Here is a 26439-nt window from a genome sequence, read left to right on the forward strand (position 1 = left end):
AATAATATAGAAAATACATTTAACCTTTGTCAAAAAAACAGAGATTTTTTGTTTGAAAGCCTTTACATTTTGTTGATAAATATATATAATATCTACAGAAAACGTTTGCACTAGTCTAAAAATATTTGTGCAACTAAAAAATAAAGGAGTTTTCTTTTTATGAAGAAAGTTTATCGTTTACAATCTCGAACAGCTGAGAAGCGTCAGTATTTTGGAATTCGCAGATTAAAAGTAGGGGTAGCGTCTATTGCTATTTCTGCTAGTATTTTTTTGGCGGGGAATGTCTTAGCGCAAGCAGAGGAAGCAAATAGTGTCGAAAACACATCTATTGAAACGGTGCAACCAACATCACCAACAAGTGAGCAGTCTGATGGAGTAGAAGTGACGAATCATCAAGCAGTCGTTTCGGAAAATCAAGAGCAAGCAAGCAGCTCGCTTTTGTCAACATCTAGTGTTGCCAATTCTTCACGTACAGCTTCAACTGAGGGAAGCTCATCAGAAAAACTTGACTTGACTCAAGCTCGCTCCGTAAGAGAAAATACCCCAGCTCCAACGACGGATTCAAGTACGGAAGTTCAATCTACGGAGAAGGAAACTGCACAAGCAGCAGAAGAAAAAACGGCAACGAAGCCTGTTGAGAAAGTTGCATCAGCTGCGACACCAGCTAAAGAAGACAAAATCGAAGAAGGCAGCATTCGTCTGCACTTTAAGACACTTCCGTCAGAGAATTTAGCTAGTCTTGGTTTGTGGACCTGGGATGATGTGGAGACACCTTCCAGCCAAAAAGGCAGCTGGCCGACAGGAGCAACTAGCTTTTCAATGGCTAAAAAGGATGATTATGGCTATTATCTTGATGTCAAAATGGCACAAAAACGGAGCAAGATTAGTCTCTTAATCAATAATACAGCAGGTACAAACCTAACAGGTGACAAGACGATTGAATTGCTCAGCCCGAATATGAACGAGGTCTGGTTTGACAAGGATTACAATCTTCATACCTATGAGCCTCTAAAAGAGGGCATGGTACGAATCAATTATTATCGGACAGACGGGAATTATGACAAGAAGTCTCTTTGGCTCTGGGGAGATGTGGGAAATCCTAGCAAAAATTGGCCTGACGGAGTGGATTTCGAAAAAACAGGCAAGTATGGTCGCTATGTAGATGTTCCTTTAAAAGATGCTGCAAAAGCAATTGGTTTTCTGCTTTTAGATGAAAGCAAATCAGGTGACGATGTGAAGATTCAACCGCAGGATTATAATCTGACAAATTTGAAGAAAAACAGTCAAATTTTCCTCCGAGATGTAGATCCGAATATTTATACCAATCCGTATTTTGTCAATGATATCCGCATGACAGGTGCTCAGCATGTCAGCCTGACGGAGATTGAAGCAACTTTCTCAACCCTTGAAAATGCCAAAAAGGAAGATATTCTTAAGAATCTAAAAATTACAGACAAGGACAGTAAAGAAGTGGTTGTGAAAGACATTGTGCTTGATCCCAAAACAAAGAAAGCAAAAATCATAGGAGACTTTGGACAAGCGCAAGCTCCTTATAAGGTAAAGTATGGCAACGACCAATTTAAAATCAGTATGAATTGGCAGTTGAAGGATAGTCTCTACAAATATGATGGTGAATTGGGTGCGCGTGTTAGCCAAAAAGGTACGAAAGTGGATGTGACCTTCTGGTCACCAAGTGCGTATCAGGTAGATTTGGTTGTTTATGATAAAAATGATCAGAACAAAGTAGTTGGTAAAGTAGCGATGACAAAAGGAGAAGCTGGTACTTGGAGGACAAGTTTGACATCGCAAACAAATCTAGGAATTAAGGATTATCACGGTTATTTTTATCATTATGAAATCACGCGCGGTGATAAAAAAGTACTAGCTTTGGATCCATACGCCAAATCTTTGGCAGCTTGGAACAGCGAAGATGCCGAAAAAGGTGAGTCTTACAAGATTGCAAAGGCAGCCTTTGTTGACCCAAGTGAGCTTGGTCCGAAAAATCTGACCTATGCGAACATTCCAGGCTTCAAGAGCCGGGAGGATGCAGTTATCTACGAAACGCACGTCCGTGATTTTACTTCTGACGCAGCCATTTCTAAGGATTTGAAGTATCAATTTGGAACATTCTCAGCTTTCGTTGAAAAATTGGATTATTTAAAAGAACTTGGGGTTACTCATATTCAGTTGCTGCCGGTTTTAAGTTATTATTTTGTCAATGAATTGAAAAATGCCGAAAGATTGGACAAGTATGTTTCTAGCAATAGCAACTACAACTGGGGTTATGATCCACAAAACTACTTCTCCTTGACAGGAATGTATTCAACCAATCCGACAGATCCAGCTAAGCGCATTGAAGAATTTAAAAATCTTGTTCATGAAATTCACAAGCGCGGAATGGGTGTGATTATGGATGTGGTTTATAATCACACGGCAAAGACCTCTATTTTTGAAGATTTAGAGCCGAATTACTATCACTTTATGGAGGCAGACGGCACTCCTAGAACTAGTTTTGGTGGCGGACGTTTGGGAACGACGCACTACATGAGCCGTCGTGTTTTGGTGGATTCTATCAAATATTTGACGAGCGAATACAAAGTGGATGGCTTCCGTTTTGATATGATGGGAGATCACGATGCAGAATCCATTCAAAAAGCGTATGAGGAGGCTAAAAAGCTCAATCCAAATCTGGTGATGCTAGGTGAGGGGTGGAAGACTTACGCTGGAGATGAAAATAAACCAGTCCAACCAGCGGATCAATCTTGGATGAAATCTACCGATACAGTCGGTGTATTCTCAGATGATATTCGAAATACCTTGAAATCTGGTTATCCGAACGAAGGAGCACCTGCCTTTATCACAGGTGGAAAACGCAATGTCGAAGATGTTTTCAAAAACATCAAAGCACAACCAACGAATTTTGAAGCAGATGATCCGGGAGATGTGATTCAGTACATTGCTGCGCATGATAATCTGACTCTCTTTGATGTGATTGCTCAATCCATTAAAAAAGATCCAGCTATCGCAGCGAACAATCAAGAAATTCACCGTCGCCTGCGTTTGGGCAATCTAATGGTTCTTACTTCTCAAGGGACGCCATTCCTTCACTCTGGGCAAGAATATGGACGAACCAAGCAATTCCGTGACCCTGCTTATAAATATCCTGTTTCAGAAGACAAAGTACCAAATAAATCACATCTACTGACCAATGCGGACGGTACACCATTTGAATATCCTTACTTTATCCACGACTCTTATGATTCGAGCGATGCGGTTAATCATTTTGACTGGATAAAGGCAACAAACGGTGACAAATTCCCTGAAAATACGAAGAGCCGCGACTATGTGAAAGGGCTGATTGCTTTGCGGAAGTCAACAGATGCCTTTACACGCAAGACCAAAGCCGAAGTCGATCAAAATGTTACTTTAATCACTCAGCCGGGTAAAGACGGGGTTGAAAAAGAGGATACAGTTCTTGGCTACCAAGTTGTGGCTTCAAATGGAGACATTTACGCTGTCTTTGTTAATGCGGATAACAAGGAGCGGAAGTTTAACTTTGGCGAAGCCTACAAGCATTTGGCAAATGCTCAAGTCGTGGCAGACGGTAATACCGCAGGGGTAACGGCTATTTCAAATCCAGCTGGTGTGACCTTAGGAGCAGACGGGGTTACCTTAGCACCATTGACAGCGACGATTTTACGCATTCAAAAAAATAGCAAACCAAATCAAGAAAAACCAAAAGAAGAACAAAATCAAACCAAGCCTTCTACGCCGAAAGGAGAGTCTGGTCAAACAACGACTTCGTCAACACAGTCAAATACTTCAGCTAGTCAGACGCAGCAACAGCAAGCAGGAGCTGGAAAAGCAGATAAGACTTTACCGTCCACAGGGACGACAATTTCCATTGCTGGCGTACTAGCAGGAATTGGCTTGTTGTTATCAAGTGTAGTTGTCCTTAAGAAAAAGAAATAAAGATTGAAGGTTTGTGAGCTGTAGGGATTCTAAGCTCCTTACAGCTCATTATTTTAGATGAACTTGTTAGCTGTCTTCTGTAAATCTATTTTTCTTCTACATTTAGACAGATATCTTGAAATGTCTTTATGAAAGCGCTATAATTTTGACAGATTAATATTAGGAGGATTGGTTTTATGAAATCATCTAAAGCCACAATCACAATTTTTTCAGCTCTTGCTTCGGTTATTTTATTGACCAGTTGTGGGACAAAAGCAACTGATAATAAGGCTACGCAAAGCAACACATCTGACAATAAAGTTACGATGACTTATGATCAATTGCGGTCAAGGGAAAACACCATGTCCACTCTTTGGTATCAAAAGTCAGATGAAGCTAAAGCGTTGTACCTGCAAGGTTATAATGTTGCGACGAATCGTTTGAAAGAATTGTTGCAAAAACCGACAGATAAGCCTTACTCAATCGTTCTTGACTTAGATGAAACGGTATTAGACAACAGTCCTTATCAAGTTCAAAATGTCAAAGACGGTACGGCCTTTAATCCTAAAAATTGGGATGCTTGGGTACAGAAAGCTTCAGCTAAAGCTGTTCCTGGTGCCAAAGAATTTCTCCAATATGCACATCAAAACGGTGTTCAAATTTACTATATTTCTGACCGTGATGCGAGCCAGGTAGACGCGACAATTAAGAATTTGGAAAAGGAAGGTATTCCAGTACAAGGGAAAGATCATTTGATGTTTTTAGAAAAAGGTGTGAAATCAAAAGAAGGTCGCCGTCAGAAAGTACAAGAAACGACGAATTTGGCCATGCTTTTAGGTGACAACCTCGTTGACTTTGCGGATTTCTCAAAAACATCAGCAGAAGAACGTAGTAAGAAATTAGAAGAATTAAAGAACGAATTCGGTGAAAAGTTCATCATCTTCCCAAATCCAATGTACGGTTCATGGGAAAGCACCGTTTATAAAGGTAAAAAATTAGATGCGAAAGGCCAAACTGAAGAACGCCAAAAAGCGTTGCAAGGTTATAAATAATAAAAAGGAAAAACAGATTCAATGTCAACTGTAGTGGGTAACCTATCGCTAAGTGCAAGAGAGAATCAGATTGGTTCTCTCTTTTTTGATGTTCAAAGCGATGAGAATTTTCGTTTTAAAATTGTCAAAGTTCCGGAAACCAAAAGCTTAGCATTTGACGTCCTTGATGAGATGATTGGTTTATATTAAAAACAATGAGGGATATTCCTTATCTATTTTTTAATCGAAAATTCATTTGTTTTATGGTAAAATAGTTTCATTACAAGGCGAGGGAAAAAGATGTCATCTACGTTTGAAATTTTAATGAATCAAATCAATATGCCACTTGATATGAGACAATCAAGTGCCTTTTTACATGCAGAAATTGAGCAAGTTTTAGTGCATACCGTCAGTCATGTTTGGGATTTTCAGTTTGCTTTTGGAGAAATTTTACCCATTGAGTTGTTTCAAGAATTAAAAAAACGTTTAAATGAAGAATTTTCTAAGACGGGCAACCAAGCTATTTTTGAAATTAAGGCTGCCAATCAAGATTTTACAGAGGAGCTGTTGCAGGATTATTACAAAGAGGCTTTTACAGAAGGACCTTGCGCCAGTCAGGGCTTTCGTAGTATGTACCAACAGTTAAAGGTGCATGCGGACGGCGATCAGCTCTGGATTGAGGGACCCTCCAGTATTGATACGGAGCATTTTCGGAAAATCCATTTGCCAAATTTAGCCAAGCAATTGGTGAAGTTTGGCTTTCCGCATTTTCACTGTCAGGTCAAAGCAAGTGACGCCTTGACTCAGCAACAAGTCGAAACTTTCCAAGCCGAAAAAGAAAAGATTGTGCAAGCGGCTAATGACGAGGCACTAAAAGCTATCGAAGCGCTGCAACAAATGGCCCCACCACCAGCTGAAGAAAAATCAAACTATTCTGATTTTCAAGCACGAAAAGCGGCTGCCCGACCAAAGCTGGACAAGGCAGAGATTACGCAGATGATTGACATCCAGACCGAGGAAAATCGCATTGTCTTTGAAGGTATGGTCTTTGATCTTGAGCAAAAAGTTACCCGCACAGGGCGTGTGCTGATTAACTTTAAGATGACCGACTATACTTCTAGCTTCGCCCTTCAGAAATGGTTTAAAAACGAAGAAGAAGCCAAAAAATTTGACATCATTAGGAAAAATTCTTGGTTGCGTGTGCGTGGAAATATTGAAATGAATAACTTCACGCATGACTTAACCATGAATGTCCAAGATGTGCAAGAAGTGACACATTATGAGCGGAAAGACTTGATGCCAGAAGGTGAGAAGCGGATTGAATTTCACGCGCACACCAATATGTCAACTATGGATGCTCTTCCAGAAGTGGAGGAATTGATTGCGACAGCCGCTAAGTGGGGACATCAGGCAGTTGCGATTACTGACCACGGGAATGTGCAGAGCTTTCCGCATGGTTATAAAGCTGCGAAAAAAGCAGGTATTCAGCTGATTTACGGCATGGAAGCTAATATCGTGGAAGACCGAGTTCCTATTACTTATAACGAAGTGGATATGGAGCTCAAGGAAGCCACTTATGTTGTCTTTGACGTGGAAACTACCGGTTTGTCTGCTATTTACAATGACTTGATTCAGGTCGCGGCAAGTAAGATGTACAAGGGCAATGTCATTGCCGAGTTTGACGAGTTTATCAATCCGGGGCATCCTTTGAGTGCTTTTACGACAGATCTGACGGGGATTACAGATGAGCATGTCAAAAATGCGAAGCCACTGGAGCAGGTCTTGCGGGAATTTCAAGACTTCTGTCAAGATACGGTACTTGTTGCCCATAATGCTACCTTTGACGTGGGATTTATGAATGTCAATTATGAACGGCATGGACTGCCACGAATTACGCAGCCAGTCATTGATACTTTGGAGTTTGCTCGCAATCTCTATCCAGAATACAAGCGTCACGGTTTGGGACCACTGACTAAGCGTTTTCAAGTATCGCTTGATCATCATCACATGGCTAATTATGACGCGGAAGCGACAGGACGCCTACTCTTTATTTTCATTAACGATGCGGCAGAAAAACGAGGCGTTACCAATCTTCAAAAGCTAAATACAGATTTGGTGGATGAAAACTCCTATAAAAAAGCGCGGGTCAAACACGCTACGATTTATGTAAAAAATCAAACGGGTTTGAAGGACATTTTTAAATTAGTCAGTTTGTCTAATACAAAGTATTTTGAGGGCGTACCGCGGATTCCACGAACAGTTTTGGATGCGCACCGAGAAGGCTTGATTTTAGGAACAGCCTGCTCAGAAGGAGAAGTGTTTGACGCGGTTGTTTCGCAAGGTGTTGATGCTGCAGTGGAAGTCGCAAAATACTACGATTTTATTGAAATCATGCCGCCAGCAATTTATGCTCCGTTGATTGCTAAAGAGCAGGTCAAGGATGTCGAAGAGCTTCATACCATTATTAAGAATTTGATTGAAGTGGGAAATCGATTAGACAAGCCTGTTCTTGCTACAGGTGATGTGCATTATATCGAGCCTGAAGAAGAAATTTATCGAGAAATTATCGTCCGTAGTCTAGGGCAAGGAGCGATGATTAACCGTACCATTGGACATGGCGAAAATGCTCAACCAGCTCCACTTCCAAAAGCGCATTTCCGCACAACCAATGAAATGTTGGATGAGTTTGCCTTCTTAGGTGATGAATTAGCTCACAAAGTGGTTATTGACAATCCAAATCAATTGGCAGCAACCTTTGAACCGATTGAAGTGGTGAAAGGTGACCTCTATACGCCATTTATTGACAAATCAGAGGAAAAAGTCGCTGAAATGACTTATGCCAAAGCCTTTGAAATTTATGGAAATCCACTACCAGATATTGTAGACCGACGAATTGAGCGGGAATTATCCTCCATTTTGGGGAATGGATTTGCCGTGATTTATCTGGCTTCGCAAATGTTGGTACAGCGTTCAAATGAACGCGGCTATTTGGTGGGTTCACGTGGTTCGGTCGGCTCTAGTTTTGTGGCGACCATGATTGGGATTACTGAGGTAAACCCTTTATCTCCTCACTATGTTTGTGGTAAATGCCAGTATTCAGAATTTATTACGGACGGTTCTTACGGTTCAGGCTTTGATATGCCAGATAAAGATTGTCCGCATTGTGGACATAAGTTGAGTAAAAATGGACAGGATATTCCTTTTGAAACCTTCCTTGGCTTCGATGGTGACAAGGTGCCTGATATTGACTTGAACTTTTCTGGTGAAGATCAACCGAGTGCTCACTTGGATGTCCGAGATATTTTTGGTGAGGAATATGCCTTTCGTGCTGGTACGGTTGGTACAGTCGCTGCCAAAACAGCTTATGGTTTTGTGAAAGGGTATGAGCGGGATTACAATAAATTTTACCGTGACGCAGAAGTAGAGCGATTGGCGCAAGGTGCAGCAGGTGTCAAACGGACGACTGGACAGCACCCTGGAGGAATTGTGGTTATTCCAAACTATATGGATGTCTATGATTTCACACCAGTTCAGTATCCGGCGGATGATTTGACGGCAGAATGGCAAACGACCCACTTTAATTTCCATGATATTGATGAAAATGTCCTAAAACTAGACGTTCTCGGTCATGATGACCCGACCATGATTCGGAAATTGCAGGATTTATCTGGCATTGACCCAAATGAAATTCCAATGGATGATCAAGAAGTTATGGCTCTCTTTTCTGGGACAGATGTTCTCGGAGTAACGCAGGAGCAAATAGGTACGCCGACTGGTATGCTGGGGATTCCTGAATTTGGAACCAACTTCGTGCGGGGTATGGTGGATGAAACTCATCCAACGACCTTTGCGGAATTGCTTCAATTATCAGGATTGTCTCACGGTACTGACGTATGGTTGGGCAATGCACAAGATTTGATTAAGCAGGGAATTGCTGACCTGTCCACCGTTATCGGTTGTCGGGATGACATTATGGTCTATCTGATGCACAAGGGCTTAGAGCCTAAAATGGCCTTTACCATTATGGAACGGGTGCGGAAAGGGATGTGGCTCAAAATTTCTGATGAAGAGAGAAATGGCTATATCGCTGCCATGAAGGAAAACAATGTGCCTGAGTGGTACATTGAATCTTGTGGAAAGATTAAGTACATGTTTCCCAAAGCTCACGCGGCTGCCTATGTGATGATGGCCTTGCGGGTGGCCTACTTCAAGGTGCATCATCCGATTTATTACTACTGTGCCTACTTTTCTATTCGTGCCAAAGCCTTTGACATCAAAGTCATGAGTAGTGGGCTAGATGCAGTGAAGCGCAAGATGAACGAAATCGCTGAAAAACGCAAAAATAATGAAGCTTCCAATGTTGAAATTGACCTTTATACAACTCTAGAAATCGTCAATGAAATGCTGGAAAGAGGCTTCAAATTTGGCAAACTCAATCTGTATAAGAGTGACGCGACAGAATTTCTTATTGACGGAGATATGTTGATTCCTCCATTTTCTGCCATGGACGGTCTGGGTGACAACGTTGCAAATCAATTGGTTAAAGCGCGGGCAGAAGGAGAGTTTCTTTCAAAAACCGAGTTGCGCAAGCGCGGTGGCTTATCCACTACTCTAGTTGATAAAATGGATGAAATGGGGATTCTAGGCAATATGCCAGAAGACAATCAGCTCAGTCTCTTTGATGATTTATTCTAAGATCTTTTCTTTTGATGAATGTGGGAAACTTTCATCAGAGACAGTTGCCATTAGACTAAAATTTTCGCCCGTTTGTTTGCAAAATATGATTGGTTTTGCAGCTTCATGGTAATGACTTCCTTGTTTTTTGAAAGGTTCTACTAAAACAGTCAAAGTAGAGTGGAAATTTTACTACTTGTAAAATTTTTTACAAAATTTATAGATTCTTGTTGTTCTTTGTAAGCTATTTACAAATAGAAAGGATACATTATGAAGTTAATGATTTCAGCTGAAGATAAAAAAGCTCTAAGAGATTTTCATTATTCACTAGAATTTTCTGGAAAAGTAGTACTTGCCTCGGTGGCGTTGGTCAGTTTGGCTGTGTTAGTAAGTCGTGCCTGTTCTTCCAAAAAGAAGAAAAGCTGCTGTTTGCATAAAAATAGTGCAAAAGTGAGAATAATAAAATAATCAGGAAGGATAACTAAATGATTGGGAGTATGTTTGTCGGTTTCATTATTGGTCTAATTGCAGCAGCAATCACCAATCGTGGAGAACGAATGGGCTGTATTGGCAAGATTTTACTAGGTTGGTTTGGAGCCTGGCTTGGGCAAATGCTCTTTGGTAATTGGGGACCTCATCTGTCAGATACAGCGATTATTCCATCTGTGTTGGGAGCGATTATTCTTTTAGCTATTTTCTGGGAAAGAGGAAGCTGACTTCTAAAAATAGGAGTGAGACCGATACCTACAATTGCTAGTGCAGTCGCTCACAAAGGAATTAAAATTTGAAAATGTTAATCTCAGCTATCTTATTTCAAAGCTTCGGTGCAAAATGTCTCGTATAGTTTCATCCCACAAGACGATTTAACAGTTTTTCAGACTGTTGAGGTAGTGAATGCAGAAAATGAAGCTTTCATCAAAATTGCTCTTTGGAGTTTCAAAAGCGAATGAAGATGAGACTTGCTTCACAAGTTCTATTTACCACCTCAAAACGGTGCTTTGTTTTGTGCGATAGCAGTTGCGTTAAAATTGCTTGTCATCCTAAAGTCATGAGTCTGAGACAGATTCACACGATAACTACAAAAAAGAACAACCTTGATTTTCTGTTTATCAGAAGCCAAAGTTGTTCTTTTTATTTGTATTCTTGAGTTATAGTGCTTTTATAAAGAAATTTTAATTGGGAATGCTGTTATATCAGAGATTCCCTTATTTATTATTCAATCACTAACATACCGTCTTTGATTGCGAAGGGTTCTTTTTCATTGATGCGGTCATAGAACATGATGCCGTTGGTGTGGTCAATCTCGTGTTGAACCACGATTGAGTTGTATCCTTTGAGTTTGATACGGTGTTTTTCACCTTCTTTGTCAAAATATTCAACAGTGACGCGTGCATGGCGCACGACATAACCAGGCACTTCGCGGTCAACTGACAAGCAGCCCTCCCCTTCAGCTAGTGCGGCATCTTGAACAGAATGTGCCACTACTTTAGCGTTGTACATAACCGTTTGCAAAGCATAGGCTTCCTTTGGTGGATTGCCTTCTTTATCTGGCAGGTTTGGGACCAATACGGCAATAATCCGCTTTGACAGATCTAGTTGAGGTGCAGCTAGACCAACGCCGCCTCGAAGTCCCATTTTTTCAGCCATCACAGGATCTTGTGAATTCCTCAAAAATTGGAGCATTTTTTCACCCAAGATAACTTCTTGCTCGGTAAGTGGAAAGGTGACATCCTTGGCGACTGCCCGAAGTGTTGGATTTCCTTCGCGAATGATGTCATTCATATCAATCAAATGAGCTGGTTTTGTTAATTTTTCAATAACAGACATGTTTTCTCCTTCGTTCTAAAAATGGATTTTTATTCCAAATTAAATTCTTCGTATATGATAAATATAACACAAAATAAAGGAGAAAGAAAGGAATCGAAATGGCGTGTAATAAATATGTGGAGAAAACACGAAATAAATTAGTAAAAAATTAGTCTATTTTGCTTGATATTTTTAGCAAAAATATGTATGATATTTAGTTGGATACCTAAAATATTATTAGTAACAAAATAAATTACTTTTTAGGAGGGACAAAAAATTGAAAATTCTACTATTTGGAAATACGGGATATGTAACCAAAAAGTTTATACAAGAAGCTTTTCCAAAGGATACGGTTTATCTTTTGGGAGAAACAGATTTAAAAAGTTCAAAAAAATTAAAATTGACAGTTTTTCCGAAAACAAAAGAAACCATTTTAGTAGAAGTTTTAAGAACCTATCAATTTGACCAAATTCGGCTCTTTGTCAACTGTAGTGGGTTGATGAAAAGCTAAGATTGAGAGAGGACGAGATTCGTTCTCTCTTTTTTGATGTTCAAAGCGATGAGAATGCGTTTCTTAAAGTTGTCAAAGTTCCTGAATCCAAAAGCGTTGCGCTTAATGACCTTGATGAGATTGTTAGTCGCTTTCAGCTTGGCGTTGAAATAAGGTGGTTCCAAGGCGTTGGTAATCTTGTCTTTGCCCTTCAGGAAAGTCCGAAAGACGGTTTGAAAAATTGGGTGAACATCAGAAATAACCTCCTCAATCAGATCGAAGAAATGATTAGCTTGCTTTTCCTGAAAGTGAAAGAGCAGAAGCTGGTAAAGCTCATCTTCCCTTTCTTGAAGCTATACTCATCCCAGCTCATAATTTCTGGCAGTTTCTGCCAGTTCGTTTCAAATTTGAATTCCTTGAGCTTGCGAATGACGGTTGAGGTTAAGATCGATAGCCTGTGGGCAATATCAGTCATGGCTTGCTTCTCAACTAATAATTGAGCGATTTTCTGTTTGACTGCAGAGGCAATCTGGTGATTTTTCTGGACGAGGGAGGTTTCAGCGACAGCCATTTTTCCACAGTTTTTACAGCGAAAGCGCCGCTTTTTGAGTCGGATAAGGGTTTTGTATCCTGCTGTCTCCAGATAAGGGATTTTAGAAGGTTTCTGGAAGTCGTATTTGGCCATCTGTCCCTTGCAGGCAGGGCATGGAGGGGCATCATAGTCAAGGTGGGCCAGGATTTCTTTGTGAGTACCGGCATCAAAAAGATTGTCTATTTTGATATTTTGGTCTTCAATTCCAAGAAGTTTTGTGATAAAATCGAGTTGTTCCATATGAGTCTTTCTAATGAGTTGTTTAGATGCTTTTCATTATAGGTCATATGGGACTTTTTGTATACACAAAAATAGCTCCATAATCTCTGCGGTAGTTTTACCCACTATAGAAATTATAGAGCCTATAAAGTTTCCCCTTAAGTTGATATAAAAATAGCAACTTAGGGGGTGTTTGCTTTAACTTTGTGGATTATTAGATTGCGTCTTTTCATAAAAAACTGTATGATAGGGATAGTGTGATTTTAGAAAGAAGATAAGATGAAAAGATTCATGGAGAAGGCTAGTATTCTGGCTTTATCATTTGTGTTGACAACGGCATTTTCAATTTCCAGCGCCTTACCGGCAATGTTTCAGTTTTATAAGAATTATTCTTCTAGTCAGGTAGAGTTATTAGTCTCCTTGCCGTCTATTGGGATTATGTCTTTATTGCTTTTTAATAGTATTTTAGAGCGTTTTTTATCTGAGCGACAAATGATTATACTAGGGCTATTGTTATTTTCTCTTTGTGGCCTCATCCCATTTTTCAATCAAGCTTATGGTCTCGTTTTTGCTTCGCGATTTATTTTTGGTTTAGGGCTAGGTATGATGAACCCTCGAGCAATTGCGATTATTAGTGAGCGATTCCAAGGGAGAGAGCGTGTGCAGATGTTGGGCTACCGTGGGTCAGCAGAAGTTGTAGGGATGGCCCTGTTGACTTTAGCGGTCGGGCAACTCTTGCGTTTTGGTTGGACAACTACTTTTCTAGTTTATACAGTTGGCTTTATTATTTTAGCACTATATCTTTTGTTTGTTCCTTATGAAAAAAGCAAAGTCGATAAACATGAGCATCTCAAGTCTGCTCAGAAAATGACCACAAAACAAGTGCATTTAAGCATATTGTTGGCTTTTATAGCTGGAATGATTGTGTGTACCAATGTCGCTATCAATTTACGTATTCCAAGTCTTGTCTTACAGAATAAAATGGGAAGTGCTGAAACAGCGAGCTTAATTCTCAGCTGTATGCAGCTTGTCGGGATTCTAGCTGGCGTTAGCTTTGCCAGCTTAGTGAGTATGTTGAAAAATCGCTTATTGACAGTAACGGGAATTGTTTTTGGTTTCAGTCAAGTGATGATTGGTTTTTCGAGCCACATTTGGTTCTTAAGTTTAAGTGCTCTGTTGGCTGGTTTTGCTTATAGCGTATCTCTAACAGCTGTGTTTCATATTGTATCAGAGAAAATTCCTGCCCATTTGGTCAATCGCGCAATAGCGATTGTTGTCTTGGGTTGCAGTAGTGGTGCTTCAGTATCAACATTCGTCCTATCCTTGATTGGAATCATTTCTTCTGTTCCAACCTTTATTTTTAGTGTACTAGGGGTTCTCATGATAGCAGTATCCATTTTAGCTGCTTTTGTCACTCATCAACAAAATGAGGAAAAAGATGCGATTAGATAAGTTTTTAGTAGAAATGGGGCTTGGTTCACGAACAGAAGTCAAACGCCTATTGAAAAAGAAGCAAGTTTTGGTTAATGGAAAAATAGAAACATCTGCGAAAATTCAAATAGATGAAAATCAGGACGAAATTTCAGTCAATATGCGAGTATTGGACTATGAAAAATTTGTATATTATCTTTTAAATAAGCCGAAAGGAGTCATTTCAGCTACTGAAGATGCTAACCATCAAACAGTTTTGAATTTGTTAGATGAAAGTGCACGCCAGAAAGAAGTTTTTCCAGTTGGACGACTTGATATTGACACTCACGGACTTTTGTTATTAACCAATAATGGTGCTTTGGCACATGCGATGTTGTCTCCTAAAAAGCATGTAGCAAAAGTTTATCGTGCAAAGGTAGATGGGATTATAACTGAAAAAGATGTGGAGCATTTTGAAGCAGGAATAGAGCTCAAGGACTTTACCTGTCAGCCTGCAAAATTGACCATATTAGAAGTGAATGAAGAGCAGCAAACTTCTCTGGTGGAGATTATAATTTCTGAAGGAAAATTTCACCAAGTGAAGCGAATGGTTCAGGCTTGCGGAAAAACGGTAACAGATTTGGAACGCCTTTCTATGGGACCGCTTATGCTGGATAAGCGTTTGGAATTAGGCACTTTCCGTCGTTTGACAAAAGAAGAATTAGAAAAACTCACTATTTTTGGTGTAGAACTCTAAGCCGGAATGTCCCATTTGACAAAACCTTTCCTTCTTGGTAGAATAAGAATGTCGTTAAAGACAAATAACTTTTTCTTGGTATTAGGTGGGCCAAGCCTAACACTCGGATGAAGCGTAAAGAAAAGGAGTCTATCATGGCAATCTCAAAAGAGAAAAAAAATGAAATCATTGCACAATATGCACGTCACGAAGGTGACACAGGTTCAGTTGAAGTACAAGTAGCTGTTCTTACTTGGGAAATTAACCACCTCAACGAACACATCAAGGTACACAAAAAAGACCACGCTACTTACCGTGGTTTGATGAAAAAAATCGGTCGTCGTCGTAACCTTCTTGCCTACTTGCGTAAGAACGATGTTAACCGTTACCGCGAATTGATTAACTCACTCGGACTTCGTCGTTAATTCAATTAAAAGTCTCTCATGAAAATGAGAGCTTTTTTTCTACCATTAGAAATAGAAATGTGGTAGAGTAAGCATATCTCTTGACTGTTGTAACAGCTATTGATACAATGTATTTATAAAAATAATTACAAATGTAATTGAATAATAAAAAGGAGAATGACCATGATTGAAATCACTTATTTGGATGCTAGTAAGCAAGAGAGGATTATAACGTTTGAAAGCTATCAAGAATTTGAGCAATCGCAGCAAGCCTGCTTGATTAATGTAGCAGATTATTACCCGGTTCAAAAGCTGCTTGTTAATGGACACGAATTGGATTACCAAGGGACTTACGGCGATGTTTTCTTTTATTTAATGAAGCAAGATTTAAATCAATACAAATAAAAGTGAGGTAAAATGATGACAAAAGCTATTACTGATGCAACGTTTGAAGCAGAAACAAAGGACGGTCTTGTTCTTATTGACTTTTGGGCAACTTGGTGTGGACCTTGTCGCATGCAAGCTCCTATTTTGGAAAAACTTTCCGCAGAAATTCCAGAAGATGAATTGAAAATTGTGAAGATAGACGTTGATGAAAATCCAACTACTGCACGGCAATTCGGCATTATGAGTATTCCGACTCTCTTATTTAAAAAGAACGGTCAAGTTGTAAAACAAGTCGCTGGGGTACATACAGCAGCACAAATCAAGCAAATTGTGGCAGAATTAGGATAAAGCATAAGATCCGCTTAGTTTTTAAGCGGATTTTTAGGTGCCTGAAAACTTTTAGTCAGATACTTAAAAAAAGAGATTCTTGAGGAGCCATAATAAAACTTAAAATAAAGTATTTACTTATTTAAAATTAAGCGTATAATTATATTTAATAAAAATTAAGTGATTGCTTAACAAAAAGAAAGTGGATATAAAATGAAACGAATATTGCAAAATAAACTGTTTATGGGAACTTTCATCTCGGATATGTTGTCTAATTTTGGAGATGTACTCTATTATTTGGCTTTAATGAATTATGTTCTGCTATTGCCAAAAGCAAAATTTGCAATCTCTTTAGTGACTTTATCTGAAAGTTTGCCTTTTCTGACGATGATTTTCATGGGCATGTGGGGCGATCGTACTAAGAAGAAAGTAGATACGATTTTGGCGACGCTTCTGTTTCGGATAGGGCTATATCTGCTCATTGGTCTGGCTATGGGCTTTCAGCCAGCTTTATGGGTAGTGATTTTAGCTGTATTGGTCAATCTTTTATCTGATCTAGCTGGTCAATATGAAGATGCTTTGCACATACCACTCAGCCTTCGTATTATTCCAATGGAAGATCGTGAAGCCATGTATGCCTTTCGTCAAGGAGCAAGCTCTATCCTAAAGATTCTCTTTCAATCCAGTGGAGCAATTTTAGCTGGGCTGATGAGTTACCAACACCTTGCATTTTTTAATGCTGGAACTTTTGTAGTTAGTGCCTTGATAATGATGATACTTCGTCCTAGTTTAAATAAACTGCTCAAAGACAATCCAATTCATTATTCTGTTGAGAATCGTGAGGAAGAGAGACATTTTATTAAAAATACATGGAATAGTTTGCAGCAATCTTATCAAACTATTCAGAATATCTTCATCTTAAAGACTTCTATTTTTACCATTGCTGGTTTAAATGCTGTGTTTGCAGCAGAGAATGCACTGCTCCTCCTAAATATGAAAGAAAATCCCAGTTTTGTATTTATCAATCCAGCTACAACTATAGCAACCGTTACAGTTGTAACTTTGGTAGGAAATATTTTGGGGAGTGTTTTGGTAACGACCTTATTAAAAAAAGTAAGTATGGAGTTTTTACTGAAGATTTCCGTATTCATGCCTCCTGCTCTCTTTATTGGTTTTTTACTCCACAGTATTTATATTATTTTCTTGGTTAATTTTTTGACAATGGTTATCGTAGGCATTTTTCAGCCGAAGATGAATGCTTTTGTCATTTCATCACTTCCTGAGGAGCGTTTGGCGACAATCAGTGCGGGGATTAGTAGTTTTTCCACATTAGGTTTAGTTCTTTGTCAAATGCTGGTAGCAGTTTTGGTAACGTTCTTGTCATCAGCCCAAATTGCTTTCTTATTTTTAATATTATCATCAATTTTATTCTTTTATACACTGAAAGTGCCCAGAAAAAATGCTAAACAAGTGATGCAATAGCTTTCCAAACAGTTTACTTGTTAGGGTGAATTTGATAAGATAACACTAAAGAAGGAGTAAAGATAATGGTGGAAGTACAGTATTCAGAACAAGCAAGTGATTTAATGGAGCAATTTTCTCTATCTACTCTGATACAGGATAGAAGAGAGACTATCGAAAGTTTTAGTGGCAAAGAGCGTGAGCTTTTTAAAGATGTTTTTCCTGTAATGGAAGAGCTTCGCCTTTTGTTTCAACCTTATAAGGAAAAAATGGAAACCTATTATTTGACTGGTTATGGAATCACCTTGCTGCAAAGTTGCTATTTGGAGATGGTAGATAAGGGGCTGATGCCCAAATCGGTTGAAGCGGTACATGCCTATTGTTTGCAGCTAGATGCCGAAGCGATAAGAGAACAGTTAAAAGATCTCTTAAACACAGGTCCTGAGTACATGGCTAAAAGTGGAGATTTTTGGGATTATTTAGAAGCGTCATCTATTAAATCAGAAACTAAGTGGTATTTCAGTCAATTTTATCGGAAGCCACTTGAAGCTATGAAAGAGTTAATAGAGTTGTCTCGGGAACTTATTCCACTTTACCAGCCTTACTTGGAAAAAAGTACTGCCGAACGTAGAGCTTATGCGGCATCCTTTTCATTGGAGGATACCATTACAGAGTCTGCTAGTCTGTCTCATTTTGATTGGAATTTTAAAGAAAATCAATTTATTAGGCTTTATGTTGTCAGTCCATGGGTGGTGCAGTTTTTATCTTACTTCAGTGAAACAGAACCGAAAGAGAGTCATTATTTTATCGTTTCTTGTCGCATTGATCAACTACTTAAAAGCGGAACAGAACTGGATATGGATACGTTTGCCGCAGTTCTCAAGGTACTTAGTGACAGCACACGCTATAATGTTATGGTAGAATTAGCTAAACCGTATGCTAAGAGCAAACGGATTGCTGAAGAGTTAGATATTACTGGAGCAGCGGTTTCTTTTCATACTCAAAAGCTCATCAATGCAAAACTCCTACTTTTTAATCGTGACCATAAAGATGTGAAATATGATGTAAATAAAAGTTTACTTAGAGAAATCATTGCCAAGCTGACGAGTGACTTTGGCTTGGAAGAAAAGTGAACAGAAAGATCTTTAGATTAGTTACAGACGAAAAAGTCCACTTAGAATTTCTAAGCGGATTTTTGAGTAGTTTCTGTTATTCTTCCAATTCTTTACTGTATTCAATAATCTGATCAACTGTGTCTGACAGGAATTGAATGGTATCACGGAGTGGTTTATCAGTAGAGATATCCGCACCAATGATGCGAGCTGATTCAAGAGGTGTTTTGCTTCCGCCAGATTTGAGGAAGTTGAGCCAATCGCGAGCTCCACTTTCATTATTTTTCAAATGGAGATAGCCAGCAGTCGAGATGACGAGACCTGCGGAATAGGTATAACTATATAGTCCCATGTAATAGTGACTTTGCCGCATCCAAGTGAGTGCAGCATCGTCATCAATTTCCACCGCATCACCCCAGAATTCGGTCAGAACCTCTTTCATGATACTGTTCAGTTTAGCAGCACCAAAGGTTTCGCCTGCTTCAATCAGATTGTAAACCCGACGTTGGAAAGCGGCTTCTAGGAGGTGAGTGATGAAGTTATGGAAGTAGGTGTCAGTTAAGCGATGCGCAAGAGCAAAACGTTTTTGGCGTGGATTGTCAAATTGATGCTCTAAATAGTCGCTAAGCAGCAGCTCATTAAAAGTAGAAGGAGCTTCTACATAATAAGTTGACATGTGGGTGTTAAAGTAGCTTTGGCTGTTGTCAGAGAAGATAAATTGCCCAGAGTGACCAATTTCATGAATCAGAGTATATACATCACTCATACGACCCGTCCAACTCATGAGCACATAAGGGTGCACACGATAAGGGTCAGTCGCATAACCACCGGAGTCCTTACCGGCATTAGCTGCAAAATCCACCCAGCGCTCTTTTTGATAATTGGCAATTTCGCGCGTGTATTCTTCTCCAAGCGGAGCAACAGACTTCATCACTAGTTCGTAAGCGTCATCAATAGTGACATCAGGATTGAGTGCGCTATCCAAGTCCAATTTCCAATCTGCAAAGGTCATTTTTTCAAGACCGTTGATTTTAGCCACGTGTTTGAGGAACTTTTGTGCAACAGGTGCAAATTCAGTCATGATGAGGTCAATCTGCCGGTCAAACATAGAACGGTCTACCTCTTGCTCAGCCAAAAGATAGTCAAAGACAGAGTCATATCCCCGCATATCAGCAATCAGTTTTTCAGATTTTACTTGAGCCAGATAAGCTGCAGCAGCGGTATGCTGATGTTTACGAAGTCCAGCTGAGAAAGAACGGAAAGACTTTTCACGGACTTGAGCATTTTCGTGATTTTGGTAGAAATTTTCGTAGCTGATAAAGCTATTCTTATAAACTTTTCCGTCTACTTCAAAATTCTCCATGGCAAAATCACCTGCCCTCATTTTGGTGTAAATGTCTTGTGGGCTGTAAAAAACTTCACTAAGATTTGTCAGAGCCTTTTCGACATCAGCACCTAAATAGTGAGCTTTTTGAATTTTTGCTTGACGAATTGCAGCAGTCAAATGCGGTAGTTGTCCGAGACGGTCGAGTACTTTTTCATCGGCATTTACCAAAGTTGCGTCAAAGAAGCTAAGCGCAACGCTGGCTTCTGTTTCAAAATCTGTACCAGCTTGCGCAATCTGTGCAAAGCTTTCATCACCGTAATCCGTTGTTTGCGGCATAAAGCTGTAGTTGCCAATATGGCTTCTTTGAATGTAGATTTGCTCCAACTCAGCGAAGGCTTTTTCAAAATCCTCGAAAGTATGAAGGTTGTCCTTATAATCACGTGTGAACTGATTGATATCCTCGCGCGTTTTTTCAATCGCACGCAAGAAATCCTCTCGGTCTTGATAGAGGGCTGTTAAGTCCCACAGTTCATTTTCTGGAAATTCAGAACGTTGTTTTTGTTCAACCATAAATCCATTTCTCCTTATCATTAACTTTCTTCTAGTATAGCAGAAAAACGCAATAAATAGACAGCATTTCAAAAATTATCGCTAAATTCTCAAAATTTCTTGGTAAAAAGCTGTTTTAAGGCTTTTTCTTTTAGTTGAAAATATGATAAAATAAGGTTTATACGTGCTTGATACAAAGATGAGGATTTAAAGGCTTATTGGAGACAATCCTTGTTTATTTCAAAAGTATAGCAGATGAACATTGTGAGCGTTTAACGAGATTTGCGACAGGAACTTGTTAAATCAATACTATTTGGCAAGAGGCTTTGACTTAGCAAGGCATTTAGCGATTAGTGTAAATGGATTAGGTACTAAGTACCAATCAATTTTAATGCTTTGTATCTTGATCTTTGTAGGCAAGACGTATAAAAAAATTAGAAATTGAGCACAGGCTCAAAGAGGAATATATATGACAAAGCAAGTATTTAAAACTACTTTTGCTGGTAAAGACTTGGTAGTTGAAACAGGTCAAGTGGCAAAACAGGCAAACGGCAGCGTAGTGGTGCGCTATGGTGAAAGCACTGTTTTGACAGCAGCCGTCATGTCAAAGAAAATGGCGACTGGTGATTTTTTCCCACTTCAAGTCAATTATGAAGAAAAGATGTATGCAGCTGGGAAATACCCTGGTGGATTTAACAAGCGTGAAGGTCGTCCTTCAACGGATGCGACTTTGACAGCTCGCTTGATTGACCGTCCAATTCGTCCGATGTTTGCGGACGGTTTCCGCAATGAAGTGCAGGTTATCAATACCGTTCTTTCTTATGATGCGGATGCTTCAGCACCTATGGCAGCTATGTTTGGTTCATCTCTCGCTCTTTCTATTTCCGACATTCCTTTTAATGGTCCAATTGCTGGTGTACAAGTTGGCTATATTAATGGAGAATTGGTTATCAATCCAAGTCAAGAACAAAAAGAAGCTTCGTTATTGGAATTAACTGTTGCAGGAACTAAAGAAGCGATTAACATGGTGGAGTCTGGTGCCAAAGAATTATCAGAAGAGCTGATGTTGGAAGCCCTTCTGAAAGGTCACGAAGCAGTTAAGGAATTGATTGCTTTCCAAGAAGAAATCGTGGCAGTAGTTGGAAAAGAAAAAGCAGAAGTTGAGCTTCTTCGTGTTGATGAAGAATTGCAAACAGAAATTGTAGCCGGCTATAATGCTGATCTTCAAAAAGCCGTTCAGGTAGAAGAAAAATTAGCTCGTGAAGCCGCAACGCAAGCAGTCAAAGACGAAGTAATAGCCCTTTACGAAGAAAAATATGCTGACCACGAAGAATTTGACCGCATCATGCGTGATGTGGCTGAAATTTTAGAGCAAATGGAACATGCAGAAGTACGGCGTTTAATTACTGAGGACAAGATTCGTCCAGATGGTCGTAAGGTAGATGAAATTCGTCCATTGGATGCTGAAATTGACTATCTGCCACGAGTGCATGGTTCTGGTCTCTTTACTCGTGGACAAACTCAGGCTTTGTCTGTCTTGACATTGGCACCGATGGGCGAAACACAAATCGTTGACGGTTTAGATCCAGAATACAAGAAACGCTTTATGCACCACTACAACTTTCCACAATACTCTGTAGGAGAAACGGGTCGTTATGGTGCACCAGGTCGTCGTGAAATCGGTCATGGAGCCCTCGGCGAACGTGCGCTTGCGCAAGTATTACCAAGTTTGGAAGAGTTTCCTTATGCTATCCGCTTGGTGGCAGAAGTCCTCGAATCAAATGGTTCCTCTTCACAGGCCTCAATTTGTGCTGGGACGCTGGCTCTCATGGCTGGTGGGGTACCCATTAAAGCACCAGTAGCGGGAATTGCTATGGGGCTCATTTCTGACGGCAGCAATTATACGATTTTAACAGATATTCAAGGTCTGGAAGATCATTTCGGAGATATGGATTTCAAGGTGGCTGGTACACGTGAAGGGATTACTGCTCTTCAAATGGATATAAAGATTGAAGGAATTACCGCTGAAATCCTGCAAGAAGCATTGGCTCAAGCTAAGAAAGCGCGTTTTGAAATTTTAGACTTGATTGAGCGGACAATTCCAGCTCCTCGTCCAGAACTCGCACCAACCGCTCCAAAAATTGATACAATCAAGATTGATGTTGATAAAATTAAGATTGTCATCGGTAAAGGCGGTGAAACGATTGACAAGATTATCGCAGAAACAGGTGTCAAGATTGATATTGACGAAGAAGGAAATGTTTCTATTTACTCTAGCGATCAAGATGCGATTAACCGTGCCAAAGAAATCATTACAGCGCTTGTGCGTGAAGCAAAAGTAGATGAAGTGTATCATGCAAAAGTTGTTCGGATTGAGAAATTCGGTGCTTTTGTCAATCTCTTTGACAAGACAGACGCCTTGGTGCACATCTCTGAAATGGCTTGGACGCGTACCAATAAGGTTGAAGATTTGGTGCAACTTGGTGATGAAGTAGATGTCAAAGTTATTAAGATTGATGAAAAAGGTCGTGTGGACGCTTCTATGAAAGCTCTTCTACCACGTCCTCCTAAAGAAGAGAAAGCAAAAAAACATCATCATAAAACACATAAAGAGCATAAAGTTGTTCGAGAAGAAAAGGCACAAGACTAGAAAGGTAGCTAAGTATTTGCCTTCAGTCTAAAGCTAGAAAGGAGTCATCATGGGTTGGTGGAAAGAGACGATAGCGATTGTGAAAGAAAATGATCCGGCAGCTCGCTCCTCACTTGAGGTGCTGTTGACTTATCCTGGGATTAAGGCTTTGGCTGCTCACCGACTTTCTCACTTTCTGTGGGATCATGGATGTAAACTTTTAGCTCGGATGCATAGCCAATTTTGGCGCTTTTGGACTCAGATTGAGATTCATCCGGGGGCACAGATTGCTTCAGGTGTCTTTATTGACCACGGGAGTGGTTTAGTGATTGGCGAGACGGCCATTGTAGAAAAAGGAGTGATGCTCTATCATGGTGTCACTCTTGGAGGAACAGGGAAAGATTGTGGGAAACGTCATCCGACGGTTCGTCAAGGTGCGCTTATTTCAGCTCATGCGCAGCTAATTGGTCCGATTGAAATTGGTGAAAATGCCAAAGTCGGAGCGGGTGCGGTTGTGGTAGCAGACGTGCCAAGTGATGTGACTGTTGTTGGGATTCCAGCTAAAATTGTCCGAGTTCACGGGCAAAAAGATGCTCCAACGATCAAGAATTTAGAAGAAATCCGCGAAGAAAGTTATTATTCGTCTAAGCTGTAGATACTATTCTCAAAAATAGCACTGGAACCAAAAGTTAGTTTCCACTTAACAGAAAGAATGAAGTTAGAATATGATCAAAATTTATGATACTATGACCCGCAGTCTGCGTGATTTTGTCCCTCTGGAGGAAGGCAAGGTCAAGATGTATGTCTGTGGTCCGACAGTTTATAACTATATCCATGTCGGCAATGCTCGCTCAACAGTAGCTTTTGATACGATTCGCCGTTATTTTGAGTATCAAGGCTTTGAAGTCAACTATATATCCAATTTCACCGATGTGGATGATAAAATTATCAATCGAGCTAAAGAAGAGGGGATCACACCTCAGGAAGTGGCAGACAAGTACATTGCTGCTTTTCGGGAAGATGTGACGGCGCTGGGGGTTCAACCAGCGACCCGGCACCCGCGCGTAGTGGATTATATGACGGACATCATTGATTTTGTACAAGTCTTGGTGGACAAAGGATTTGCCTATGAGTCAGAAGGGGATGTTTACTTTCGGGTTGAAAAGTCCCCTAATTACGCTAAGTTAGCCAATAAAACCCTAGCAGACTTAGAGCTTGGAGCTTCTGGTCGGACAGATAAAGAAACGGCCCGCAAGGAAAATCCTGTTGACTTTGCTCTTTGGAAGGCTGCTAAGCCCGGTGAAATCTTCTGGGATAGCCCTTGGGGACCTGGTCGTCCAGGCTGGCATATCGAATGTTCCGTCATGGCGACAGAAATTCTGGGAGATACGATTGATATTCATGGCGGTGGAGCTGATTTAGAATTTCCGCACCATACTAATGAAATCGCTCAATCAGAGGCTAAAACTGGAAAGACTTTTGCCAACTACTGGATGCACAATGGCTTTGTCAATATTGATGATGTCAAGATGTCTAAGTCTCTGGGTAACTTCATTACCGTCCACGATGCCCTTAAAACCATTGACGGACAAGTCTTGCGTTTCTTTTTTGCGACTCAGCACTACCGCAAGCCTATCAATTTTACAGAAAAAGCCGTTCACGATGCGGAAGTAAATCTGAAATATCTGAAAAATACTTACGAGCAACCCTTTACGGGAACGGTCGATCTGACAGACTTGCAGGTTTTTCTGGATAAATTCACCACTGCTATGGATGAAGATTTCAATGCAGCAAATGGCATTACAGTCGTTTTCGAACTAGCTAAGTGGATTAATTCCGGTCACTACAATCAAGAGGTGAAAAGCGCTTTTGCTGAGCTTCTGCAAGTTTTTGGTATTGTCTTTACAGCAGAAGTACTGGATGCGGATATTGAAGCCTTGATTGAGCAGCGCCAATCTGCGCGTGTTGCCAAGGACTTTGCAGCAGCTGATAAAATCCGTGATGAATTGGCAGCTAAAGGGATCAAGCTTTTAGATACCAAGGACGGAGTGAGGTGGATCCGTGATTGATGTCAATCTTATAAATGGTATTGCCTTGGCTTTTGAAGGCGATGCTATCTACTCAACTTATATCCGCCGTCACTTGATTTTCCAAGGCTTGACAAAACCGAACCAGTTACACAGAGAAGCAACCAAGTATGTGTCGGCTCGTGCGCAAGCTAATCTCATTTCGCAAATGTTGGAAGAAAAAATTCTGACAGAAAAGGAAGAAGACATTTATAAGCGTGGACGCAATGCCAATAGCCATACTAAAGCTAAAAACGCAGATATTGTAACCTATCGTATGTCGACAGGTTTTGAAGCCGTTCTGGGATATTTACACATGACCGATCAAATCAAGCGTTTAGAAGAGCTGATTGATTGGTGTATTGTGAGAGTGGAGGGCGCACATCATGACAAAAACTGATCTTTTAGAGTGGTTTCCTCAAGGGAGGCTTCAATCCAATCCAAATGCAAAAGAGGATGAAGTGGCAATTCCCATTTCAAGTAATCAATGGTTGTTATTAAAAAAAAGCAGTCTGACAGAGCGAGAGCAAGAACTTATTTCTTTACTGACTGGGAAAGACTCTGCATTTGATGGTGGACCTTGGTATGATTATTTGGTTCATAACCGTGGCAAAATGCCTCAAAACGTTCAAAAGCTACAGTTCGTCCATTGTCATTTATTCCATTATGAAAAGGAAACGATTGGGTCTTGGTTGGAAATGATGCGAACCATACTGCCCAATAGAATAGCAGATTTTCAGCTGTCCTCTCAGGATTACATCTTTGTGCTGGATCAAACGCAATTAGTCCCTGTAAAAGATGTTCTCCGTGATACTTTATCGGCTATCGAATATGACTTTAGCTTAACTCTGACGATTCAAATCGGGCAAATTTGGCCTCTAATTTTTGAAGAAAGTTATCCAGAACTTTTTCAAGCGGAAAATGCTCTTTTTGTCAAATGGTGGGAGCAGGTTCAACATTCCAATGTGCATTCTTTTTCTCAACTCTTTTTGTGGGGGATTGGTCAAAAGGATTTCATATTGCCAATTTTAACGAAAAAACTTCATCAATTGATTGAAAGTCAAGATCAGCTCGTTGATATTATTGCAGCTTTGTGGGAAAACACGGCAGTTGTGACAAAAGCTGCCCAACAGTTGTATATTCATCGGAATACTTTACAGTATCACATCGATAAATGGGAAGAATTGACGGGCTTACAGCTAAAAGACCTGACAGATTTGACTTTGTGTTACCAAATTGTCATCAATGATTTAGTGTAATGTTTTGTG

Annotated in this window: 19 protein-coding genes and 4 pseudogenes; 19 read left to right on the plus strand and 4 right to left on the minus strand. The window is 40.1% G+C overall.

Features of this window, described 5'->3' with window-relative positions:
- Positions 1–159: 159 nt before the first annotated feature.
- The 3 genes and pseudogenes from RG565_RS09040 to RG565_RS08365 form a co-directional block, all read left to right on the plus strand.
- Positions 160–256 (plus strand): annotated as a pseudogene (locus tag RG565_RS09040) (YSIRK-type signal peptide-containing protein); the annotation flags it as partial.
- 416 nt (positions 257–672) lie between these two features.
- Positions 673–3972 (plus strand): annotated as a pseudogene (locus RG565_RS08360) (pullulanase); the annotation flags it as partial.
- A gap of 176 nt (positions 3973–4148) precedes the next feature.
- Positions 4149–5003, plus strand: a complete 855-nt coding sequence (locus tag RG565_RS08365; protein WP_247937486.1) for a 5'-nucleotidase, lipoprotein e(P4) family — start codon at positions 4149–4151, stop codon at positions 5001–5003.
- A gap of 57 nt (positions 5004–5060) precedes the next feature.
- On the opposite strand, the pseudogene RG565_RS08370 reads toward RG565_RS08365, so the two are convergent.
- Positions 5061–5183, minus strand: a pseudogene (locus RG565_RS08370) (ISL3 family transposase); the annotation flags it as partial.
- Between the two features lie 99 nt (positions 5184–5282).
- On the opposite strand from RG565_RS08370, the gene RG565_RS08375 reads away from it, so the two are divergent.
- The 3 genes from RG565_RS08375 (at position 5283) to RG565_RS08385 (ending at position 10372) form a co-directional block, all read left to right on the plus strand.
- Positions 5283–9677, plus strand: a complete 4395-nt coding sequence (locus RG565_RS08375) for a PolC-type DNA polymerase III (protein WP_247937485.1) — start codon at positions 5283–5285, stop codon at positions 9675–9677.
- Between the two features lie 249 nt (positions 9678–9926).
- The gene (locus RG565_RS08380; RefSeq protein ID WP_247937484.1) at positions 9927–10124 is read left to right on the plus strand and encodes a hypothetical protein; all 198 of its coding nucleotides are present in this window, start codon (positions 9927–9929) and stop codon (positions 10122–10124) included.
- 17 nt (positions 10125–10141) lie between these two features.
- On the plus strand, positions 10142–10372 hold the full coding sequence (locus RG565_RS08385) for a GlsB/YeaQ/YmgE family stress response membrane protein (RefSeq protein ID WP_003039588.1): 231 nt from the start codon (positions 10142–10144) through the stop codon (positions 10370–10372).
- Positions 10373–10868: 496 nt separating this feature from the next.
- On the opposite strand, the gene def is transcribed toward RG565_RS08385, so the two are convergent.
- A complete protein-coding gene (def, locus tag RG565_RS08390; protein ID WP_003039413.1) occupies positions 10869–11483 on the minus strand; it encodes a peptide deformylase in 615 nt (204 codons plus the stop codon).
- A 256-nt stretch (positions 11484–11739) separates the two neighbouring features.
- On the opposite strand from def, the gene RG565_RS08395 reads away from it, so the two are divergent.
- On the plus strand, positions 11740–11973 hold the full coding sequence (locus tag RG565_RS08395) for a hypothetical protein (RefSeq protein WP_041784048.1): 234 nt from the start codon (positions 11740–11742) through the stop codon (positions 11971–11973).
- Here RG565_RS08395 and RG565_RS08400 read toward each other — a convergent pair.
- Positions 11970–12784 (minus strand): annotated as a pseudogene (locus RG565_RS08400) (transposase). The gene RG565_RS08395 and the pseudogene RG565_RS08400 sit on opposite strands and share 4 nt — an antisense overlap.
- A gap of 258 nt (positions 12785–13042) precedes the next feature.
- Here RG565_RS08400 and RG565_RS08405 point away from each other — a divergent pair.
- From RG565_RS08405 to RG565_RS08435, 7 genes are all read left to right on the plus strand, one after another.
- On the plus strand, positions 13043–14215 hold the full coding sequence (locus RG565_RS08405) for an MFS transporter (protein WP_126407811.1): 1173 nt from the start codon (positions 13043–13045) through the stop codon (positions 14213–14215).
- Complete coding sequence (locus RG565_RS08410; protein ID WP_247937483.1) at positions 14202–14930, plus strand: pseudouridine synthase; 729 nt, start codon at positions 14202–14204, stop codon at positions 14928–14930. The genes RG565_RS08405 and RG565_RS08410 overlap by 14 nt, the downstream gene beginning before the upstream one ends.
- A gap of 134 nt (positions 14931–15064) precedes the next feature.
- Positions 15065–15334, plus strand: a complete 270-nt coding sequence (gene rpsO / locus RG565_RS08415) for a 30S ribosomal protein S15 (RefSeq protein WP_003026255.1) — start codon at positions 15065–15067, stop codon at positions 15332–15334.
- Positions 15335–15496: 162 nt separating this feature from the next.
- Entirely contained in the window at positions 15497–15718 is a 222-nt protein-coding gene (locus tag RG565_RS08420) for a DUF4649 family protein (protein WP_247937482.1), read from the plus strand.
- Between the two features lie 15 nt (positions 15719–15733).
- Complete coding sequence (trxA, locus tag RG565_RS08425; RefSeq protein WP_049514583.1) at positions 15734–16048, plus strand: thioredoxin; 315 nt, start codon at positions 15734–15736, stop codon at positions 16046–16048.
- Positions 16049–16240: 192 nt separating this feature from the next.
- Positions 16241–17509 carry an MFS transporter gene (locus RG565_RS08430; RefSeq protein ID WP_247937481.1) on the plus strand — a complete coding sequence of 423 codons (1269 nt, stop codon included), beginning with the start codon at positions 16241–16243 and terminating at the stop codon, positions 17507–17509.
- A 65-nt stretch (positions 17510–17574) separates the two neighbouring features.
- Entirely contained in the window at positions 17575–18621 is a 1047-nt protein-coding gene (locus tag RG565_RS08435) for a helix-turn-helix transcriptional regulator (RefSeq protein ID WP_247937480.1), read from the plus strand.
- 76 nt (positions 18622–18697) lie between these two features.
- Here the strand turns inward: RG565_RS08435 and pepF are convergent, their stop codons facing one another.
- Positions 18698–20497 (minus strand): oligoendopeptidase F, encoded by a 1800-nt coding sequence (pepF, locus tag RG565_RS08440; protein WP_247937479.1) that lies wholly within the window; start codon positions 20495–20497, stop codon positions 18698–18700.
- Positions 20498–20945: 448 nt separating this feature from the next.
- Here pepF and pnp point away from each other — a divergent pair, with 448 nt between their 5' ends.
- The 5 genes from pnp (at position 20946) to RG565_RS08465 (ending at position 26430) form a co-directional block, all read left to right on the plus strand.
- On the plus strand, positions 20946–23126 hold the full coding sequence (gene pnp, locus RG565_RS08445) for a polyribonucleotide nucleotidyltransferase (protein WP_247937478.1): 2181 nt from the start codon (positions 20946–20948) through the stop codon (positions 23124–23126).
- Positions 23127–23175: 49 nt separating this feature from the next.
- Positions 23176–23760: a serine O-acetyltransferase gene (cysE, locus tag RG565_RS08450; protein WP_126407798.1), complete on the plus strand. Its 585-nt coding sequence runs from the start codon at positions 23176–23178 to the stop codon at positions 23758–23760.
- A 70-nt stretch (positions 23761–23830) separates the two neighbouring features.
- Positions 23831–25174 (plus strand): cysteine--tRNA ligase, encoded by a 1344-nt coding sequence (gene cysS / locus RG565_RS08455; RefSeq protein ID WP_247937477.1) that lies wholly within the window; start codon positions 23831–23833, stop codon positions 25172–25174.
- On the plus strand, positions 25167–25571 hold the full coding sequence (locus RG565_RS08460; RefSeq protein ID WP_003026238.1) for a Mini-ribonuclease 3: 405 nt from the start codon (positions 25167–25169) through the stop codon (positions 25569–25571). The genes cysS and RG565_RS08460 overlap by 8 nt, the downstream gene beginning before the upstream one ends.
- Positions 25558–26430, plus strand: a complete 873-nt coding sequence (locus tag RG565_RS08465) for a helix-turn-helix domain-containing protein (protein ID WP_247937476.1) — start codon at positions 25558–25560, stop codon at positions 26428–26430. The genes RG565_RS08460 and RG565_RS08465 overlap by 14 nt, the downstream gene beginning before the upstream one ends.
- The last annotated feature ends 9 nt before the right edge of the window (positions 26431–26439 follow it).

This window comes from Streptococcus sp. IsoGale021, from assembly GCF_031142795.1.
Classification (GTDB): domain Bacteria; phylum Bacillota; class Bacilli; order Lactobacillales; family Streptococcaceae; genus Streptococcus; species Streptococcus hominis.

What these genes read in the sequence shown, in the direction of transcription:
- RG565_RS08435 (WP_247937480.1), top strand. Translation starts at nt 17,575, where the DNA reads ATGGTGGAAGTACAGTATTCAGAACAAGCAAGTGATTTAATGGAGCAA.
- RG565_RS08375 (WP_247937485.1), top strand. Translation starts at nt 5,283, where the DNA reads ATGTCATCTACGTTTGAAATTTTAATGAATCAAATCAATATGCCACTT.
- def (WP_003039413.1), bottom strand. Translation starts at nt 11,483, where the DNA reads ATGTCTGTTATTGAAAAATTAACAAAACCAGCTCATTTGATTGATATG.
- RG565_RS08410 (WP_247937483.1), top strand. Translation starts at nt 14,202, where the DNA reads ATGCGATTAGATAAGTTTTTAGTAGAAATGGGGCTTGGTTCACGAACA.
- cysS (WP_247937477.1), top strand. Translation starts at nt 23,831, where the DNA reads ATGATCAAAATTTATGATACTATGACCCGCAGTCTGCGTGATTTTGTC.
- RG565_RS08420 (WP_247937482.1), top strand. Translation starts at nt 15,497, where the DNA reads ATGATTGAAATCACTTATTTGGATGCTAGTAAGCAAGAGAGGATTATA.
- RG565_RS08465 (WP_247937476.1), top strand. Translation starts at nt 25,558, where the DNA reads ATGACAAAAACTGATCTTTTAGAGTGGTTTCCTCAAGGGAGGCTTCAA.
- RG565_RS08430 (WP_247937481.1), top strand. Translation starts at nt 16,241, where the DNA reads ATGAAACGAATATTGCAAAATAAACTGTTTATGGGAACTTTCATCTCG.
- RG565_RS08365 (WP_247937486.1), top strand. Translation starts at nt 4,149, where the DNA reads ATGAAATCATCTAAAGCCACAATCACAATTTTTTCAGCTCTTGCTTCG.
- RG565_RS08385 (WP_003039588.1), top strand. Translation starts at nt 10,142, where the DNA reads ATGATTGGGAGTATGTTTGTCGGTTTCATTATTGGTCTAATTGCAGCA.
- RG565_RS08380 (WP_247937484.1), top strand. Translation starts at nt 9,927, where the DNA reads ATGAAGTTAATGATTTCAGCTGAAGATAAAAAAGCTCTAAGAGATTTT.
- pnp (WP_247937478.1), top strand. Translation starts at nt 20,946, where the DNA reads ATGACAAAGCAAGTATTTAAAACTACTTTTGCTGGTAAAGACTTGGTA.
- rpsO (WP_003026255.1), top strand. Translation starts at nt 15,065, where the DNA reads ATGGCAATCTCAAAAGAGAAAAAAAATGAAATCATTGCACAATATGCA.
- RG565_RS08405 (WP_126407811.1), top strand. Translation starts at nt 13,043, where the DNA reads ATGAAAAGATTCATGGAGAAGGCTAGTATTCTGGCTTTATCATTTGTG.
- pepF (WP_247937479.1), bottom strand. Translation starts at nt 20,497, where the DNA reads ATGGTTGAACAAAAACAACGTTCTGAATTTCCAGAAAATGAACTGTGG.
- cysE (WP_126407798.1), top strand. Translation starts at nt 23,176, where the DNA reads ATGGGTTGGTGGAAAGAGACGATAGCGATTGTGAAAGAAAATGATCCG.
- trxA (WP_049514583.1), top strand. Translation starts at nt 15,734, where the DNA reads ATGACAAAAGCTATTACTGATGCAACGTTTGAAGCAGAAACAAAGGAC.